The following is a 15,200-nucleotide window of genomic DNA, read 5'->3' as shown; positions in this document are numbered from 1 at the left end:
CGCCCACCGGGTGCGACCCACACTCGGCGAGGACCGCCGTCGCCCGGGCCCTCGCCGTCCCCTCGCGGCGAATCGTCGCCCACAAGCGTGTTCAGGCGGTCACGGGTCGTCAACGCCGGTACGGGGATTTGTTACGTACACCCTGTTCGGGGCACCCGCGCACGGAGGCATCCCCGGCGCACCACCGCGCCGGGCGCTACACCGCCTCGAAGGCGAGCCCCTCGTACGCGGACAGTCCGCTCCCGTACGCCATCGTTGCGCTCTCCCGGGGCTTCGAACAGCGGTCCAGTTCACACCAGATGCTCTTGCCGGCGCCCTCCGGGCTCCAGCCCCAGCGATCGGCCAGGCAGTCGACGAGGGCCAGGCCACGGCCGCCGGTGGCGTCACCGCCGGCGCAGCGCGGCACGGGGGCGCGGGAGCTGCAGTCGGCCACCTCGACGCGCACCGTGGCGGCCACGGGCGGGTCGGCCTCCTCGACCGCCTCGGCCCGCTCGGCCCTCTCAAGAGCCTCGGCTCTCTCGAACGCCTCCGCCTCCGCCTCCGCCGACACCTCCGCTTCCGCGCCCGGCAGGGAAAGCCGCAGCACGGCCGTACGGCCGGTGTGCACCACCGCGTTGGTCACCAGCTCGGAGACGAGCAGGATCAGGGTCTCGGCCAGCGGCTCGTCGGCCGCTATCCCGAGCCCGGCGAGTCGCGAGAGGGCCCACCTCCTCGCTCGCCCCACCTCCGTGGGGTCGGGCCGGATCTCCAGCTGCACTTGAAGCACCTGCACCGCTCACACCATCCGAACCGGCGGACACATGACCCCACGCCACCAGGCCGCCACGGCCGAAGCCGCGACGACGATCACGAGAGCCACGATCGTAGCCATTTTCTGCATGGCCAGAACAACAGCCAGAGCAAGGGTCACGGAACGTGATTCCCTTTGGAGCCAGCATGGTTGACGTACAGTCACCCCAACAAGGGCTTCGGGCATATTCCAGCGCGAAGGAGTACGCGTGAGGCATACTGTGCGACGCTCGTGCCGGGACATCGAACAGGCGACGGCCGGGGCCGCCCCCGCACCGCGAGCAGCGCCGCGCACCGCACGACCCGGCACCGCCCCAGGGGCATCGCCGGCCCGGCCCGCGCTCGCAGCCACTCGCATCCCACACAAGGTACCGGAGGGGACCGCCGACTCCGGGCCGTGACGAGTCTCGCGAAGGACACAACCGGGTATCGACGCAAAGTGATACCGGCATGCCACGATCCGCGACATCTTGGGCCAGGGCTTTGCCGCCACCGCAGCCCAGGGGGTTGCCGGCGTCTCAGACGGCCAGCCGCGCCGCGAGGAGTTCCTCACTCTCCGTGCTCCCGCCACCACGACGGGCTCGCACCCAGGCCCGTTTCAGATGCAGGTGTACGTCCGCCTCCCAGGTGAAACCCATGCCGCCGTGCACCTGGAGGCAGTCCCGGGCGCCGCGCACGGCGGCCTCGTCGGCGAGCAGGCGGGCGGCGGCGATGTCGGCGGGGTCGGCGGTGACGGCGGCCGCGTAGACGGCGACACGCGCGGTCTCGGTGCGCACGAGGAGGTCCGCGCAGAGATGCTTGACGGCCTGGAAGGCGCCGATCGGCTGCCCGAACTGCTCTCGTGTCCGGGAGTGTTGCACGGCCAGCTCGCCTACGCGTACGGCGGTACCCAGCTGCTCGGCGGCGGTGAGCAGGCCGGCCAAGGGGGCCGCGGCGGAGGCATCGCGCGCGGCGGGGATGCGGTGCAGCGGCGTCAGCGGGTCCAGTGAACGCAGCGGTACGGCGCCCCCGGTGTCCCCGAGGACGACGTCCGCCGCCTCCAGCCACTCCACCAGTTCCCCGTCGGCCGCCGCCACGACCGTCTCCCCGGTGGCCGCGCCCGGTACGGTCCCGGCGGCGAGGTGGGTCGCCACGAGCGGTCCGGGCAGCAGGGCACGCCCCGCCTCCTCGAAGGCCAGCACCGCTTCGGGCAGCCCCAGCCCGACCCCACCGTCCGCCTCGGGCAGCCGCAGGGCGAAGAACCCGGCGTCCCCGAGCGCCCGCCACAGCTCCCGGTCGAGCCGCCCCGGCGCGTCGACGGCCGCCCGCAACGCCTCCCGCCCGAACCGCCGCTCCAGCAACTCCCGTACGCCCGCCCGCAACGCCCGCTGATCCTCGCTGAGTTGGAACCGCACACTCATCTCCCCTTCGGGCAGGCCGAGAACACGCCCGGCCATGACGTCATCGGACCGGATCGGCGCCCCGTCCGCGGCGCGCCCCCGGCCGACCACACCGCGAACGGCCGGCGCACGCGTTCATCTCCCCTTCGGCAGGCCCAGAATCCGCTCGGCCACGATGTTGCGCTGGATCTGGGAGGTGCCGGCGGCGATCGTGTACGACAGAGCGGACAGGCGGTCGAGGACCCACGGCCGGTCCAGGTCGAGGGCGCCCGGGCCGAGTACGTCGGCTGCGGTGTCGTACAGCTCCTGACGGGCCTGCGAGTAGCGGAGTTTGAAAACCGAACCCCCGGTACCCGGCACCCCGCCGCTCGCCTCCGCCTCGCTCACGTTCCACTGCGTCAGCCGCCACAGCGCCCGGAACTCCGCCTCCAGCCGCCCGAGCCTGCGCCGCAGCACGGGATCGTCCCAGCGGCCGTTGTCCCGTGCGGCGCGGGCGAGTTCACCCAGTACCCGGCGGCAGGCGACGACCTCGCCGACGAAGGCCGTGCCGCGCTCGAAGGACAGGGTCACCATGGTCACGCGCCACCCGTCGTTCTCCGCGCCGACCCGATTGCCGACCGGCACCCGGACCTCGTCCAGGAACACCTCGGCGAACTCCGCCGACCCGGCGAGCGTGCGCAGCGGCCGTACGGTGATGCCGTCGGCGTCCATGGGCATGGCCAGCCAGGTGATGCCCTTGTGCTTGGGCGCGTCCGGGTCGGTGCGGACCAGCAGTTCGCACCAGTCGGCGACCTCGGCGTGCGAGGTCCAGATCTTGGACCCGCTCACCACGTAGTCGTCGCCGTCGCGCCACGCGCGCGTGCGCAGCGCGGCGAGGTCGGAGCCCGCACCGGGCTCGCTGAACCCCTGGCACCACACCTCCTCGCCGCGCAGGATCGGCGGCAGCCAGCGTGCCCGCTGCCCGGCGGTGCCCTCGGCGGCGATGGTCGGCCCGGCGTGCAGCAGCCCGACGAAGCCCGCGCCCACATAGGGAGCGCCCGCCCTCTCGGTCTCCTCCAGGAAGATCAGCCGGGTGGTCGGCGAGGCGTCCCAGTGGACGTCGGCGTACCCGGCGTCGTACAGCATCCGCTGCCAGCCGAGGTCGTAGGCGCGGCGGCCGGGCCAGTCGTCCGGGGACGGCCCCGCGGGCAGAGTGGGCAGCACCTTGGCGAGCCACTCCCGCAGCCGACCCCGGAACTCCTCCTCCTCGGGCGTGCAGGAGAGGTCCATCACTTGTCGAGGTCCAGGCCGAGCATGCGGATGGCGTTGCCCCGCATCAGCTTGTACACGGTCTCGTCGTCCAGGCCCTTCACATGGTCGAGGGCGACCTCCTTGGTGTGCGGGAAGGTCGAGTCGACGTGCGGATAGTCGGTCTCGAAAGTGGCGTTGTCACGGCCGACGACGTCGATCGAGGCGACTCCGTGCTTGTCACGGAAGAAGCAGCAGAAGACCTGCCGGTAGTAGTACGTCGAGGGCGGCTCGGGGATCAGGTCCCTGACCCCGCCCCAGGCCCGGTGCTCCTCCCACACGTCGTCGGCACGCTCCAGGGCGTACGGCACCCAGCCCATCTGGCCTTCGGAGTAGGCGAGTTTGAGCCGCGGGAACTTCACCAGGACCCCGCTGAAGAGGTAGTCCATCATCGAGGCCATCGCATTGTTGAAGCTGAGGGAGGCCTGGACGGCGGGCGGGGCGTCCGGGGAGGCGGCCGGCATCTGCGAGCTGCTGCCGATGTGCATGTTGACGACCGTGCCCGTCTCCTGACAGACGGCGAAGAACGGGTCCCAGTAGCCGGAGTGGATGGAGGGCAGCCCGAGGTAGGTGGGGATCTCCGAGAAGGTCACGGCCCGCACCCCGCGCTCGGCGTTGCGCCGGATCTCGGCGACGGCCAACTCCACGTCCCAGAGCGGGATCAGGCACAGCGGGATCAGCCGGCCGCCGCTGCCCCCGCACCACTCCTCCACCATCCAGTCGTTGTAGGCGCGTACGCAGGCGAGGGCGACCTCCTTGTCGTGCGCCTCGGCGAAGGTCTGCCCGCAGAAACGCGGGAAGGTCGGGAAGCAGAGGCTCGCCTCGACATGGTTGAGATCCATGTCCTTGAGACGCTCGACGGGATCCCAGCAGCCGCGCCGCATCTGCTCCCGGGTGATCCCCTCCAGCGTCATCTCGTCCCGGTCGAAGCCGACGGCGGCGATGTTGCGCTTGTACGGGAACTTCAGGTCCTCGTAGATCCACCAGTCCGTCGGCTGGCCCGCCGGGTCCATGGTGATCTGGTACTTGCCACCGACGTAGGCCAGCTCCCCGATACCGGCGGTCAGCGGCTTGGGCCCACGGTCCCGGTACCTGGCCGGGAGCCAGGTCTCGAAGAGGTGGGCGGGCTCGATCACATGGTCGTCGACGCTGATGATGCGGGGCAGTTCGGTCATGGTTCCCCTCCGCGTTCCCTGCCGCCGGACAGTACTTATCTGATGACCCGTCAGATAGCATGGCACCTGACGGTTCGTCAGCCAAGCCAGCAGGGGGCATACGTGAACGAGACCCCGCATTCCCTGAGTTCCGCCCGCACGTTGTGGGATCTGGTCGTCCGTCGCGCCGCCCTGACCCCCGACCGCCCGGTCCTCCTCCAGGGCGACCGTCGGCTCACCTTCGGCGAACTGCGCGCGCACGCCGAGCGGGTGGCGGCCGGCCTGTACGGCATGGGCGTGCGCCCCGGCACGGTGGTCGCCTGGCAGCTGCCCACCCGCATCGAGACGGCCCTGCTGTCCTTCGCGCTGGCCCGGCTGGGCGCCGTACAGTCCCCGGTGATCCCCTTCTACCGGGACCGGGAGGCCGGCTTCGCACTCCGGGAGTCGAAGGCGGAGTTCTTCGCGGTACCGGGCGTGTGGCGCGGCCACGACCACACGGAGATGGCCCGCCGCCTGGGCGCCAAGGGGATCTTCGAGGCGTACGACACCCTGCCGGACGGCGATCCGTCGACGCTCCCCGCCCCGCCCGCCGAGGGCACCTCGGTCCGCTGGATCTACTGGACCTCGGGCACCACCTCTGACCCCAAGGGCGTACTGCACACCGACCGCTCCCTGATCGCCGGCGGCTCCTGCCTGGCGCATGCGCTGAGACTGACGGCCGACGACGTCGGCTCGATCGCCTTCCCGTACGCCCACATAGGCGGCCCCGACTACCTGGTGATGCTCCTGCTGTACGGCTTCCCGGCGGTGATGTTCGAGCACTTCGCGCTGCCGGACGCGCTGCCGGAGTACCGGCGGCACCGGGTGACGGTCGCCGGCGGCTCCACGGCCTTCTACTCCCTGTTCCTGGCCGAGCAGCGCAAACGGCGGGGCGAGAAGGTGATCCCGTCCCTCCGCCTGCTCGCCGGGGGCGGCGCGCCCAAGCCACCGGAGGTCTACCACTCCGTGGTCCGCGAGATGGGCGTCCAGCTCACCCACGGCTACGGCATGACCGAGGTCCCGATGATCACCATGGGTGATCCGCAGGACACCCCGGAGAACCTGGCGACGACCGAGGGCCGCCCGCCCGCCGGCATGGAGATCCGGATCGTCGACGGCGAGATACGCCTGCGCGGGGAGGCCGTCTGCCAGGGCTATCTGGACCCCGCCCAGACGGCCGCCGCCTTCGACGCGGACGGCTTCCTGCGCACCGGTGACCTGGGCCGGGTGACGGAGTCCGGGCATCTGCTCCTCACCGGCCGGCTGAAGGACGTGATCATCCGCAAGGGCGAGAACATCTCGGCCAAGGAGATCGAGGACCTGCTCGCCGCGCATCCCGCGATAGCGGACGCGGCGGTCATCGGCCTGCCGGACGCCGACCGAGGGGAACTGGTCTGCGCGGTGCTGGAACAGCCGCCTGGTGCGGGCGAGTTGACGCTGCCGGAGATCGTCTCCTACCTACGCTCGGCGGGCCTGTCCGTCCACAAGCTGCCGGAGCGGCTGGAGGTGGTGGAGGCGCTGCCGCGCAACGACACGCTGCGCAAGGTGCTCAAGTACGAGCTGAGGGAGCGGTTTTCACGACCGTTCGCTTAGGCCGCCCGGAGTGGCGGCGGCCCGTACGAGGTTCTGCTCCAGGCGTTCCAGAGTGAGCAGGGCCGCGGTGCGCTCGTCGTCCGAGAGGCCCGCCGTCGAGAGGTCCTCAAGTTGGCTCCAGACCCGCTCGACCTCGCGGCGCAGGGCGTGGCTCGCCGCTGTGGGCTCGATGAGCGAGGCGCGCTTGTCGGTGGGGTCGGGGCGGCGGCGGACGAAGCCGGCCTGTTCCAGGCGCCGGACGGTGCGGGTCATGGTGGCCGCGTCGGAGTCCAACAGGCGCACCAGGGCAGCCTGCCGCTGGGGACCCAGCTCCCACAGATGCATCATGACCAGCTCCTGGCCCGGATGCAGCGCTGGGCCGGCTCGCCGGCCTGGAGCTTGCCTATCTGCACCTGCTGGAAGGGCCGGACCGCGGCCTGACCGCTTCGCTGCGCAAGGCGTGGCCCGGCACGTTCGTCCTCAACCCGTTCACGCACCCCGACGCCACCGGCCCCGACGCGCTGAAGCTGATCGAGGACGGCAGCACGGACATGATCGCCTACGGGGCCCTGTTCCTGGCCAACCCCGACCTGCCGCGCCGCCTCGCCGCCGGCGGTCCGTTCAACACCCCGGACCCGTCCACCTTCTACGGCGGCGATCACCGCGGCTACACCGACTACCCCACCCTCACCGCCTGAGCGGCGAGGCCGCCGAGACGGCCGTACACCAGGAACGGCAGAAGGTCATCACCACCTTCCTCGACCGGCACAGCGCCTGACACCGGTCGTCACTCGGCCCGGACCGCAGAGCTCATCCGTGATCCGGGCCACTGGACGTCCACGGACTCGTGGGGCGTTTCCGTGGGTCGCGTGAGCGGCTCGCGTGGTACGGCGCCGTAGCGGCGGTTGCGGGACGCGAACTGCCGCACGGCGCGCCACAGATCCCGGCGGTCCGCCTCCGGCCAGGGGGTGTCCAGGAAGACGAGTTCGGCGTAAGTGGCCTGCCAGGGAAGGAAGTTGGAGGTGCGCTGGTCTCCTCCGGTGCGCAGCAGCAGGTCCACGTCGGGCAGCTCCGGGACGTGCAGGTAGCGGGCGAAGGTGTGCTCGGAGACCGAACCGGGGCTGATCCTGCCCGCGGCCGCTTCCTGGGCCAGGCGCATGGCGGCGGCGGTGATCTCCGCACGGCCGCCGTAGTTCACACACGCGGTCACGGTGAGGCCCGTGCAGTCACGGGTGCTCTCTTCCGCCGCCGTCAGGGTGTCGACGACGTCGGGCGGCAGCCCCGAGGGCGAACCGGCCCACCGCACCCGTACGTTCAGCGGCCGGCACTGGTCCAGCAGGGTGCGCAGGAGCCGGGGGATCTCGTACATCAAGGAGTGCAGTTCGTCGGCGGGGCGTTTCCAGTTCTCGGTGGAGAACGCGTACACGGTCAGGTACTTGAGGCCGATCTCCAGGGCGCCGTGGACCATGTCGATCAGGGCGTCGGCGCCGGCCCGGTGGCCTTCGGTGCGGGGCAGGCCCCGGGCAGTGGCCCAGCGGCCGTTGCCATCCATGATGACGGCCACATGGCGCGGCATGGCCCGGTCGGGCAGTCGGGGCGGCCGCGCACCGGACGGATGGGGCGTGGGGCGCGCGATCGCCTTGCTGACATGCGTGCGTACGTCGTCGGCGAGGCTCACCGCATCGGTCCGCGTGGGACTGCTCGAAGCGGCGGGCGCACCGGGCTGGAGGGGAAAGGGGAACAGCGTGCAGGCCAGGGCGGCCCGGGCCCGTGCGGGTGCGAGCAGCCGGAGGCGCGCGCTCCGCGGCAGCGCCGGCCGGCGGTGCAGCAGCGCGGCCGGGTCGCCGTCGACGGCCTCCAGCCGGAGCCGGTACAGGCCCGCACAGGCGTCCAGGGCAATGCCGATCACCGGATGTACGACGCCCGGAACGGCCGCCGCGTCGAACCCGGCACGCGCCCGGCCGGCCAGGCGGCGCACCATGGCCTCGAACTCCGGGGTGCCGCGGCGGGCCAGCAGGTCGGCCTGCCGCACCTCTGCCTCGTCCAGGGCCTCCTGGGGGAGCGGGACGTGTCCGCGGGCGAGGTCGTCGGCGAGATCGACCAGGGCGTCGGTGAGGTAGATCGCCTCGACCATGGTCTGCCAGGCGAGGGCCGTCTCCGGCAGGCCCGCGGCGAGGGTTTCCGGCTCGGTGGACACGCCTGTGGCCTTGAGGAGCAGTGAGGCGGTGCGCAGTACGAGCGGCGTGTTGATCAGGCTGTTGTAGTGCCGCCATTCCTGCCAGCTGGTGAACCGGCGGCCGTGCACATCGCGGCGGAGTTCTTCGAACAGCGTGTACAGGAAGCCGTGGGGGATGCTCCAGGTGTGCAGGGTGTGGAGGAGTGCCTGCCGCACGGGGTCGGCGCTGGCTCCGTCGCGCAGCTCGGCGTCGAACGCGTCGGCCCATTCCTCCAGGCGCCCGGCCCGCTCCGCCTCGCTCACCCCCGGGTCGTCGGCGAGGTCGTCGACCGCCCGGACCGCGCCGTACAACGCCCAGGCCGCGATCCGCAGCGGTGGCGGCAGCAGCAGGGAAACCGCGTACTCGATCTCTCCGGTGGCGCGGGTGGCCCGCCGGCACGTCTCGAAGCCCCGGCGCAGCCCCGGATCGTGCAGGCCGCTACGACGGTAGAAGCCGGCCCGGGACATGCTGGCGGTGGCGTACGGCAGAGCGGTGGCGAACGACAGGAATCGGGGCCGCACTTCACACCTCCGTGCGGTCTGAGAATCCGGCAAGGGGAGCGGGCCGCGGGATCCAGGCCAGCGCCAGGGCACTGCCCGTCGCAGCGAGCAGGAATCCCAGCAGCAGGCCGCCGAGGTTGGCGGCGACCAGGCTGACCAGGGAGGCCACCGCGGCCAGGACACCGCAGAAGTGGCGCAGCGGCGGATTGCGCCAGGTGGTCGCCCCCGCCACCACCAGCAGGCTTCCCAGCCCCCAGGAGGCGGCCCCCGCGGTTCCCGTCAGCCGCAGGAACCCCAGGCCGACCCAGGAGACGCCGATCAGCTCCAGCCCGCCGAGGGTCAGCAACACCCCCGCCGCGAACGGGCGGCTGCGCCGCCACGCGCGCCAGCTTCCCGCCAGGGACGGCGCGTTCACTGGTGCTGCGCCGACCGCGGGCGGTACGCGCACCGGCACCTGTTCTCCCACACCGGGCAGCGCGCTCACCGGCGCCCCTCGGTCTCGGTCGCGCAGCCGCCGGAGCCGCCGTGCACGTCGATGCTCACGCCCTGGTAGGTGACCGTGCCGGCCGTGAACGCGTGGGGCTGTGTGGTCACCTCCCGTCCGCTGACCTTGTCCGCGCCGACGCGGAACAACCCGGTGGGCCGGCTCAGCGAGGCCTGCGGGACGGTCAGGCTCGCCCCCGAGACCGTCACCGACTCGGCCGTCGCCTTCCCCGCCTCCACGGTCAGCCCGGTGGCCGAGGCCCGCGCGACGCGCACCACGACGGTCACCGCACCGGCTCCCGGCAGGTCGGCGGTGGCGGTGGTGCACGCGTCCTGCACACCGGCCCTGTCCAGCCGGGTGGCCAGCGCCGGGATCAGCCCGCCGCGGCCCGAGGTCCCCGGCGCGACGGACACACCGGATCCGGACACCCGCGCGGCATGCACCGTGATCGGTACCTCCCCCGCGAACGCCACGGCGACCGCCCCCACGGCGCTGCCGGCCAGCAGCACGGAGCCGCCCGCCAGCAAGGACAGCAAAGCCAGCGCGAACCGCGTCTTGCTGGTCCGCCCCTCACGCGTCGTCACGGGCTCGTCATCGATCACACGCGGCCCAACGACCGTCTGCGGCAGAAGTATCGGACAACCCGCCCACCGGATAACCCCACCCGGCGAGCCCACTTTCAGCTGAGGTGACGTTCACACCCCGGCCTCGTTGATCAACCGTGCGCGTACCCGGATCGCCCGCCGACCCACGTCCTCTTCCCGCTGTCGGCCCGGCGGGCCTGCCCCGGCCGCGGGACACACGAGCAGTCGCTGCTCCTGTCCCGGCGGCGCCGGTCGCCGTCGTCACCGGGGCGGGGCGCGGTCTGGGACGGGCCATCGCCGACCGTCTCGCCCAAGGCGGTTACCGCCTCGTACTCGGCGACATCGACGGCTCCGCCGTGCGGGAGACCGCGGCCGCGCTCGCCCCGCACCACCTCGCCCCGCACCACCTCGCCCTGGAAGCCGACGTCACACGCCCGGATTCGGCGGATGCCCTGGCCACGGCCGCGGTCAGCCGTTTCGGGCGGCTCGACGTCTGGGTGAACAACGCCGGAGTCGTACCACTGGGCCCCTTCGGCGAACTGACCGACGACGAACTGGCCTACGCCTGCGGTGTCAACCTCACCGGTGTCATGCACGGCTGCCGAGCCGCCCTCGCCCGGATGCGCCCCCGGCACCGCGGCCACATCGTCAACATCGCGAGCCTCGTCGCCGTAAAGCCCTTGGCGGGCCTTGCCGCCTACAGCGCCACCAAAGCCGGTGTGCTGGCCTTGTCGGACGGCCTGCGCCGCGAACTGCGCGGCCGGGACATCCACATCACCACCGTGCTGCCCTACATGGCCGACACCCCGGCGGCCGCCGGTCTGCGGCCCCGCCTGCTGCCCGCGCTGCGCCCCGAGCACGTGGCCGACGCGGTCGCACAGGTCATCCGTCATCCCCGGCCACGCGTCTTCGTCCCGCGGGCCGGGCGTCTGCTGTCCTGGATGACGCTCGCCCCGCAGTGGGCCCAGGACCTTGCCGACCGCCTCCTGAAAGTGGACGAGATCGCCCTGCGCGCCGACAGCACCGCCCGTAGCCGCTACGACGCCGAACTGCACCGCCGGGCGGGCGCACGGTGACCGCCCCCGTCTTCCCTCCTGCGCCCTGGTATCTGACCGGCGACATGATCATCTCTGTGTGGCGCATCCCCGCCGCCGAACTGCCGCCCTGGCCGCTCCCGCCCGGCAGCCGCCCGTGGATCACCCGGCGACGCAGCACCCTGGTCACCTTCTGGGTCGACTACCGGGGCGAAAGCGTCCTCTCCTACCGTGAGTTCCTGATCGCCCAGGCCGTACGGCATGGGCGCCGGACAGCGGCCAGCACCGTCGCCGCCTGGGTCGACGACGAACAGGCCCTCCACGGTGGACGCGCCCTGTGGGGCATCCCCAAACAGCTCGGCACCATCAACCTGCGCGCCGGCACCGGTCGGACACACGCCGAGCTGCTGCTCACGGACGCCCCACCCGTCCGCGCCGTCCACCGCACCGCACTCCAGCTGCCGGTCCGCATCCCGGCTCGCGCTCATCTGGTCCAGCAACTGCCCGGCGGGGCCGCCTGCCGGGTGCCCCTGCGGATCAGCGGGCGGCCCGGTATCGGTCGCACCAGGCTGACGACCGGGCCGTCGACGCCGGTGTCCTTTCTCGACGGCCACCGGCCCCTTGTGTCCCTGACCATGCGCGGCTTCCGCGGCACCGTCGGCCGCCCGTGACGACGACACGCAGTCGGCCGTGCGCCGCGTCCGAGCCCGCCCCTACATCCGGCTCAACCCGGCCGTGGCGAACAGGACATCCCGGATCGCCTCACGGTCGCCGACCTGTCCCGCCGCGGCCTCCTCCGGAGGGATGTGGCCCGCGGCCAGCCGGCAGAACTCCGTGTCGTCGAGGGCCACATGGGCCACCTCAAGGTCCGCGGAGGCGACCGCCGCCGGTGAGTCCAGCGGGATCAGCCACTCGCCGCCCGCCGCGCCCTCGATCTCCAGGCGCAGGCTGCGGCCGGGCTCGCCGGCCAGGCTGAGGTGGCGGCCGCGCGCCGGTGACGCCAGCCCGGACTGCCGGCGTCTGGCGAGCGCGGCGGGAAGCATACGGGCCGTGAGGTCGATCATCTTGTTCAGATGCCGCGGCGCGGGTGGCCGGTACGGATAGTCGACCGCCTCCGCGATGTCCTCGGCGTGCGCCCAGCAGGCGAAGGCCCGGTCCAGCATCGCGTCGTGCAGCGGCAGTTCGAAGTCGCCGTACGACACCGCGAGTCCGCCCGCGTGGCCGCCCGTGAAGGACACCGTGCGCACCAGGCTGTGGCTCTGTTCCCGCCAGGGCCCGCGCACCGAGCGGGTCGGCGGGAAGTGGGAGGTGCTCCAGAAGGCCTCGGTGCGCCCGGCCGGGCCCGCCGCCTGCTGTTTCGCCGCCCCGGTGACCTCGGCCAGCGGGTCCTCCAGGCCGAGTGCGACCGCGATCAGCCCGTCCACGGACAGCAGATGCGCGATCACGCCGGCCACGGTCGTACGCCGGCTTCTCGCCTCGTCGGCCTCGAACCACCGCAGCCGCACCGGCGCATGCCACTCGGCGTCCCCGAAGTCCTGGAGCAGGGCGTCCAGTCGCGCGGTCTCGGCGTCGTACGCCGCCGCCCACTCCGGGACCGGGATGCGTGGCGGCCGACGCTCCAGACAGTTCTCCAGGACGCGGTTGCGCAGTCCCGGGTCCAGGTCGAGGCTCTCCGGCTGGTGCAGCAGGCCGACCGCCTCGCGCAGCCGGCGGGCCTCGTCGGCGCAGCTTCCGCAGGTGCCCAGGTGCTCCTCGACGGCCGCCGTCTCGGCCGACGAACAGGCGGCCAGCGCCCAGGCGCCGAGCAGCGACTTCAGGACGTCGTGCGGTAGGTCGAGCGGCACGGGCGGGAGGTCGGCGAGGTCGGGCAGCGGAAGCCCGGTGTCCTCGACGGAGGCGCGGGGCGTCGGTATGCGCGCCGGCCGGTCCGGCTCGGGCCCGCCGGTCCCGGCCGGCGTCCGCCCCGAGCCGTCGCCGCCACCGTCGCCGAAGCGGCCGTATCCACTGCGGCCGCCGGGACCCGCGTGCCGCTCGCTGTCCTCGTGCGGCGGCCCCTCGCGCCCCTCGTCTCCGGGTCCGTCCCTGTGCCCTTCTCCGTGCCCTTCTCCGTGCCCTTCTCCCTGCCCCTCGTGTTCGTCGGATGCCTCGAACCGTCCCGCTCCGCTCACACCGCACCTCCGGGTTCCGGCGGTGCCGCGGCGTCGTGGGCGGTGGAGAGCAGTTGCAGGCCGAGGCGGAGCCGGCGGCGGGCCTCGTCCTCGGTCACACCGAGGTCGACGGCGGTCTGGCGGTAGTCCCGGCGCTGGAAGTAGGCGAGGTCGAGGGCGGCACGCAGCGGGGCGGGCATGGAGTGGACGATGTAGTCGGCGCGGGCGGCGACCGAGGCGTGGCGCACCTTGCGCTCCAGGTCAGCCAGGGAGCCGCCGCCCGCCGGCAGCGCGGCGGTCTCGCTGGCGCGCAGCCGCTCCACGGCGAGCCGGTGGGTGACCCCGGCCACCCAGGTGCGCAGCGGGCCCTGCTTCGGGTCGTAGCTCTCGGGGTGTTCCCAGACGTGGGCGAAGACCTCGCGGGTGAGGGTGTCGGCGGCCTTCTCCTCACCGAGGACGCGATGGGCGAGGCCGTGCACGAGCGAGGCGAACCGGTCGTACAGCTCGCCCAGGGCGGCTGCCTCGCCACGGGCGAGCCGCTGCTGCATCTTGCGGTCCCAGCGGGGCGGTACGTCCTTCTTGGCCATGCGGTCCCCTCCCCTCACCCGTGTCCGGTCCGTCCAGCCTGTCTGCACCGTCTTCTCGAATGTAGTCGGCACCTCTGACAGTGCACGCCCCTTTGTGTCAATGTGCGCTCCCCGATGCGCCGCAGGTGATAGTGCCCCCTTTACATAACCTGCACATAAGGAGTGTGCAGGTCTGATCGAACAGGATCGGTAGTGACCGAAACAAGCCCCTTGTCGATCACGTCCAGTTTGCTGCCCGACGTTTCAGGGAACCGCCGCTGGGCAGCCGCGCGAAAGCAAACGTAGGAACCGCTTCCGTTTCCTGGCGGTTCCGTGAGTTCCGGCGAGCGGAGGGGCATGGCCGTGGCATTCAACGTGACCGGCGTCGAACAGGGCGAGTGGGCCGTGCTCCGGGTGTCCGGGGAACTGGACCTGATGACCTCGCCGATATTGCGTCAACGTGTGCACGACGTCGTCGCCGAGGGGCACCACAGCCTCGTCGTGGACCTCTCGGACGTGTTCTTCTGCGACTCCAGCGGAGTCGGCGTCCTCGTCGCCGCCCGCCGGCTGATCCGCTCCTGTCAGGGCCGGCTCCGGCTCATCCTGCCCGACCGGGGCGCCGACGACGGCTCGCACGTCAACCGGGTCCTCGGCGCGCTCGGCGTACGCCGGCTCTTCGACGTCCGCCCCGACGTCGAGGCCGCGACGGCCGACGAGGCGGGCCCGCTCTCCGCCTGACCGCGGCGCCCGACCGGAGCCCGCGCCTTCGCGACAAGGCCACATTGTTGTCGCAGAATTCCCCCGGTCTTGGCACAACCGCCGGATTTCCGCCGTCGGACGGCCACCCGCGTCATACGCTCCCTGCCAGGTGAGTCACGCACACGTAGGCCACACCCGTACGACGCATACGTAAGGCGGTCCGAACACACATGGTCAGCACCGAGTACGAGCGCAGGATCGCCGCCCGGTTCGCCACCTTCGACCAGGACGGCAACGGCTGGATCGACCGCGAGGACTTCAGCGCGGCGGCCAAGGCACTCCTCGCCGAGTTCGCCGTGACCGCCCGTTCCGACAAGGGGCAGGCGCTGTACGCCGGCGCGGAGGCGTTCTGGCAGGGCATGGCCGGGATCGCGGACCGGGACGGCGACCAGCGGATCACCCGCGAGGAGTTCGTCAGCGGCGCGGTCAAGCGGCTGCGCGACAACCCGGGCCGCTTCGCCGAGATCGCCCGCCCGTTCCTGCACGCGGCACTGGCGGTGGCGGACGAGGACGGGGACGGCCGGATCGGCGTCGCCGACACGGCCCGCGTCCTCCGCGCCCTTCACGTCCAGGCGGACATCGCTCGCAGCGCGGCCGAGTCCCTGGACGCGGACACCGACGGCACGATCACGGAAGCGGACCTGGTCCCGGCCATCGCCCGCTACTTCACCATCGCCGAGTAGCCGCGAC

At 72.4% G+C, this 15,200-nt stretch carries 14 protein-coding genes and 2 pseudogenes; 6 read left to right on the top strand and 10 right to left on the bottom strand.

Going from position 1 to position 15,200, the window contains the following annotated elements:
- Positions 1-196 precede the first annotated feature (196 nt).
- The 4 genes from AV521_RS11655 to AV521_RS11635 all read right to left on the bottom strand — a co-directional run bounded on the left by AV521_RS11655 (position 197) and on the right by AV521_RS11635 (position 4,630).
- On the bottom strand, positions 197-757 hold the full coding sequence (locus tag AV521_RS11655; protein WP_076087253.1) for an ATP-binding protein: 561 nt from the start codon (positions 755-757) through the stop codon (positions 197-199).
- A 550-nt stretch (positions 758-1,307) separates the two neighbouring features.
- Positions 1,308-2,183: an acyl-CoA dehydrogenase family protein gene (locus tag AV521_RS11645; RefSeq protein WP_076087474.1), complete on the bottom strand. Its 876-nt coding sequence runs from the start codon at positions 2,181-2,183 to the stop codon at positions 1,308-1,310.
- A 120-nt stretch (positions 2,184-2,303) separates the two neighbouring features.
- Positions 2,304-3,437: an acyl-CoA dehydrogenase gene (locus AV521_RS11640; RefSeq protein ID WP_076087249.1), complete on the bottom strand. Its 1,134-nt coding sequence runs from the start codon at positions 3,435-3,437 to the stop codon at positions 2,304-2,306.
- Positions 3,437-4,630 carry an amidohydrolase family protein gene (locus AV521_RS11635; RefSeq protein WP_076087247.1) on the bottom strand — a complete coding sequence of 398 codons (1,194 nt, stop codon included), beginning with the start codon at positions 4,628-4,630 and terminating at the stop codon, positions 3,437-3,439. Before AV521_RS11635 ends, AV521_RS11640 begins: the two co-directional genes overlap by 1 nt.
- A gap of 102 nt (positions 4,631-4,732) precedes the next feature.
- Here AV521_RS11635 and AV521_RS11630 point away from each other — a divergent pair, with 102 nt between their 5' ends.
- Positions 4,733-6,241 carry a class I adenylate-forming enzyme family protein gene (locus AV521_RS11630; protein WP_076087245.1) on the top strand — a complete coding sequence of 503 codons (1,509 nt, stop codon included), beginning with the start codon at positions 4,733-4,735 and terminating at the stop codon, positions 6,239-6,241.
- Here AV521_RS11630 and AV521_RS11625 read toward each other — a convergent pair.
- Positions 6,224-6,610: pseudogene (locus tag AV521_RS11625) on the bottom strand (MarR family winged helix-turn-helix transcriptional regulator); the annotation flags it as partial. The gene AV521_RS11630 and the pseudogene AV521_RS11625 sit on opposite strands and share 18 nt — an antisense overlap.
- Here AV521_RS11625 and AV521_RS11620 point away from each other — a divergent pair.
- Positions 6,595-6,918 (top strand): annotated as a pseudogene (locus AV521_RS11620) (alkene reductase); the annotation flags it as partial. The pseudogenes AV521_RS11625 and AV521_RS11620 overlap by 16 nt on opposite strands.
- Before the next feature lie 89 nt (positions 6,919-7,007).
- On the opposite strand, the gene uppS reads toward AV521_RS11620, so the two are convergent.
- Genes uppS through AV521_RS11605 form a run of 3 tightly spaced genes read right to left on the bottom strand, consistent with a single transcriptional unit; the run spans position 7,008 to position 10,004 of the window.
- Positions 7,008-8,957 carry a polyprenyl diphosphate synthase gene (gene uppS, locus AV521_RS11615; protein ID WP_076087243.1) on the bottom strand — a complete coding sequence of 650 codons (1,950 nt, stop codon included), beginning with the start codon at positions 8,955-8,957 and terminating at the stop codon, positions 7,008-7,010.
- 1 nt (position 8,958) lies between these two features.
- Entirely contained in the window at positions 8,959-9,420 is a 462-nt protein-coding gene (locus tag AV521_RS11610; RefSeq protein ID WP_076087241.1) for a DUF6114 domain-containing protein, read from the bottom strand.
- Positions 9,417-10,004, bottom strand: coding sequence for a DUF6230 family protein (locus AV521_RS11605; protein WP_076087239.1), 588 nt, complete (start codon positions 10,002-10,004; stop codon positions 9,417-9,419). The genes AV521_RS11610 and AV521_RS11605 overlap by 4 nt, the downstream gene beginning before the upstream one ends.
- A 137-nt stretch (positions 10,005-10,141) precedes the next feature.
- Between AV521_RS11605 and AV521_RS11600 the strand changes: the two genes are divergently transcribed.
- Positions 10,142-11,080 carry an SDR family NAD(P)-dependent oxidoreductase gene (locus AV521_RS11600; protein WP_079249208.1) on the top strand — a complete coding sequence of 313 codons (939 nt, stop codon included), beginning with the start codon at positions 10,142-10,144 and terminating at the stop codon, positions 11,078-11,080.
- A complete protein-coding gene (locus AV521_RS11595) occupies positions 11,077-11,709 on the top strand; it encodes an acetoacetate decarboxylase family protein (RefSeq protein ID WP_076087237.1) in 633 nt (210 codons plus the stop codon). Before AV521_RS11600 ends, AV521_RS11595 begins: the two co-directional genes overlap by 4 nt.
- 42 nt (positions 11,710-11,751) lie before the next feature.
- Here AV521_RS11595 and AV521_RS11590 read toward each other — a convergent pair whose 3' ends face one another.
- Together AV521_RS11590 and AV521_RS11585 are read right to left on the bottom strand one after the other, a co-directional pair.
- Positions 11,752-13,206 carry a zf-HC2 domain-containing protein gene (locus tag AV521_RS11590; RefSeq protein ID WP_179023013.1) on the bottom strand — a complete coding sequence of 485 codons (1,455 nt, stop codon included), beginning with the start codon at positions 13,204-13,206 and terminating at the stop codon, positions 11,752-11,754.
- A complete protein-coding gene (locus tag AV521_RS11585; RefSeq protein WP_076087235.1) occupies positions 13,203-13,772 on the bottom strand; it encodes a sigma-70 family RNA polymerase sigma factor in 570 nt (189 codons plus the stop codon). Before AV521_RS11585 ends, AV521_RS11590 begins: the two co-directional genes overlap by 4 nt.
- A gap of 336 nt (positions 13,773-14,108) precedes the next feature.
- Here AV521_RS11585 and AV521_RS11580 point away from each other — a divergent pair, with 336 nt between their 5' ends.
- On the top strand, positions 14,109-14,489 hold the full coding sequence (locus tag AV521_RS11580; protein WP_076087233.1) for an STAS domain-containing protein: 381 nt from the start codon (positions 14,109-14,111) through the stop codon (positions 14,487-14,489).
- 191 nt (positions 14,490-14,680) lie between these two features.
- Complete coding sequence (locus tag AV521_RS11575; protein ID WP_076087231.1) at positions 14,681-15,193, top strand: EF-hand domain-containing protein; 513 nt, start codon at positions 14,681-14,683, stop codon at positions 15,191-15,193.
- Positions 15,194-15,200: the final 7 nt, after the last annotated feature.

This window comes from Streptomyces sp. IMTB 2501 (genome assembly GCF_001953885.1).
Taxonomy (GTDB): Bacteria; Actinomycetota; Actinomycetes; order Streptomycetales; family Streptomycetaceae; genus Streptomyces.
Note: the sequence above shows the minus strand (reverse complement) of the source record. Positions and strands in the feature narration are given on the sequence as shown.

Coding starts and splice junctions, on each gene's coding strand:
- AV521_RS11575 (WP_076087231.1), top strand. CDS start 14,681: ATGGTCAGCACCGAGTACGAGCGCAGGATCGCCGCCCGGTTCGCCACC.
- AV521_RS11640 (WP_076087249.1), bottom strand. CDS start 3,437: ATGGACCTCTCCTGCACGCCCGAGGAGGAGGAGTTCCGGGGTCGGCTG.
- AV521_RS11635 (WP_076087247.1), bottom strand. CDS start 4,630: ATGACCGAACTGCCCCGCATCATCAGCGTCGACGACCATGTGATCGAG.
- AV521_RS11580 (WP_076087233.1), top strand. CDS start 14,109: ATGGCCGTGGCATTCAACGTGACCGGCGTCGAACAGGGCGAGTGGGCC.
- AV521_RS11585 (WP_076087235.1), bottom strand. CDS start 13,772: ATGGCCAAGAAGGACGTACCGCCCCGCTGGGACCGCAAGATGCAGCAG.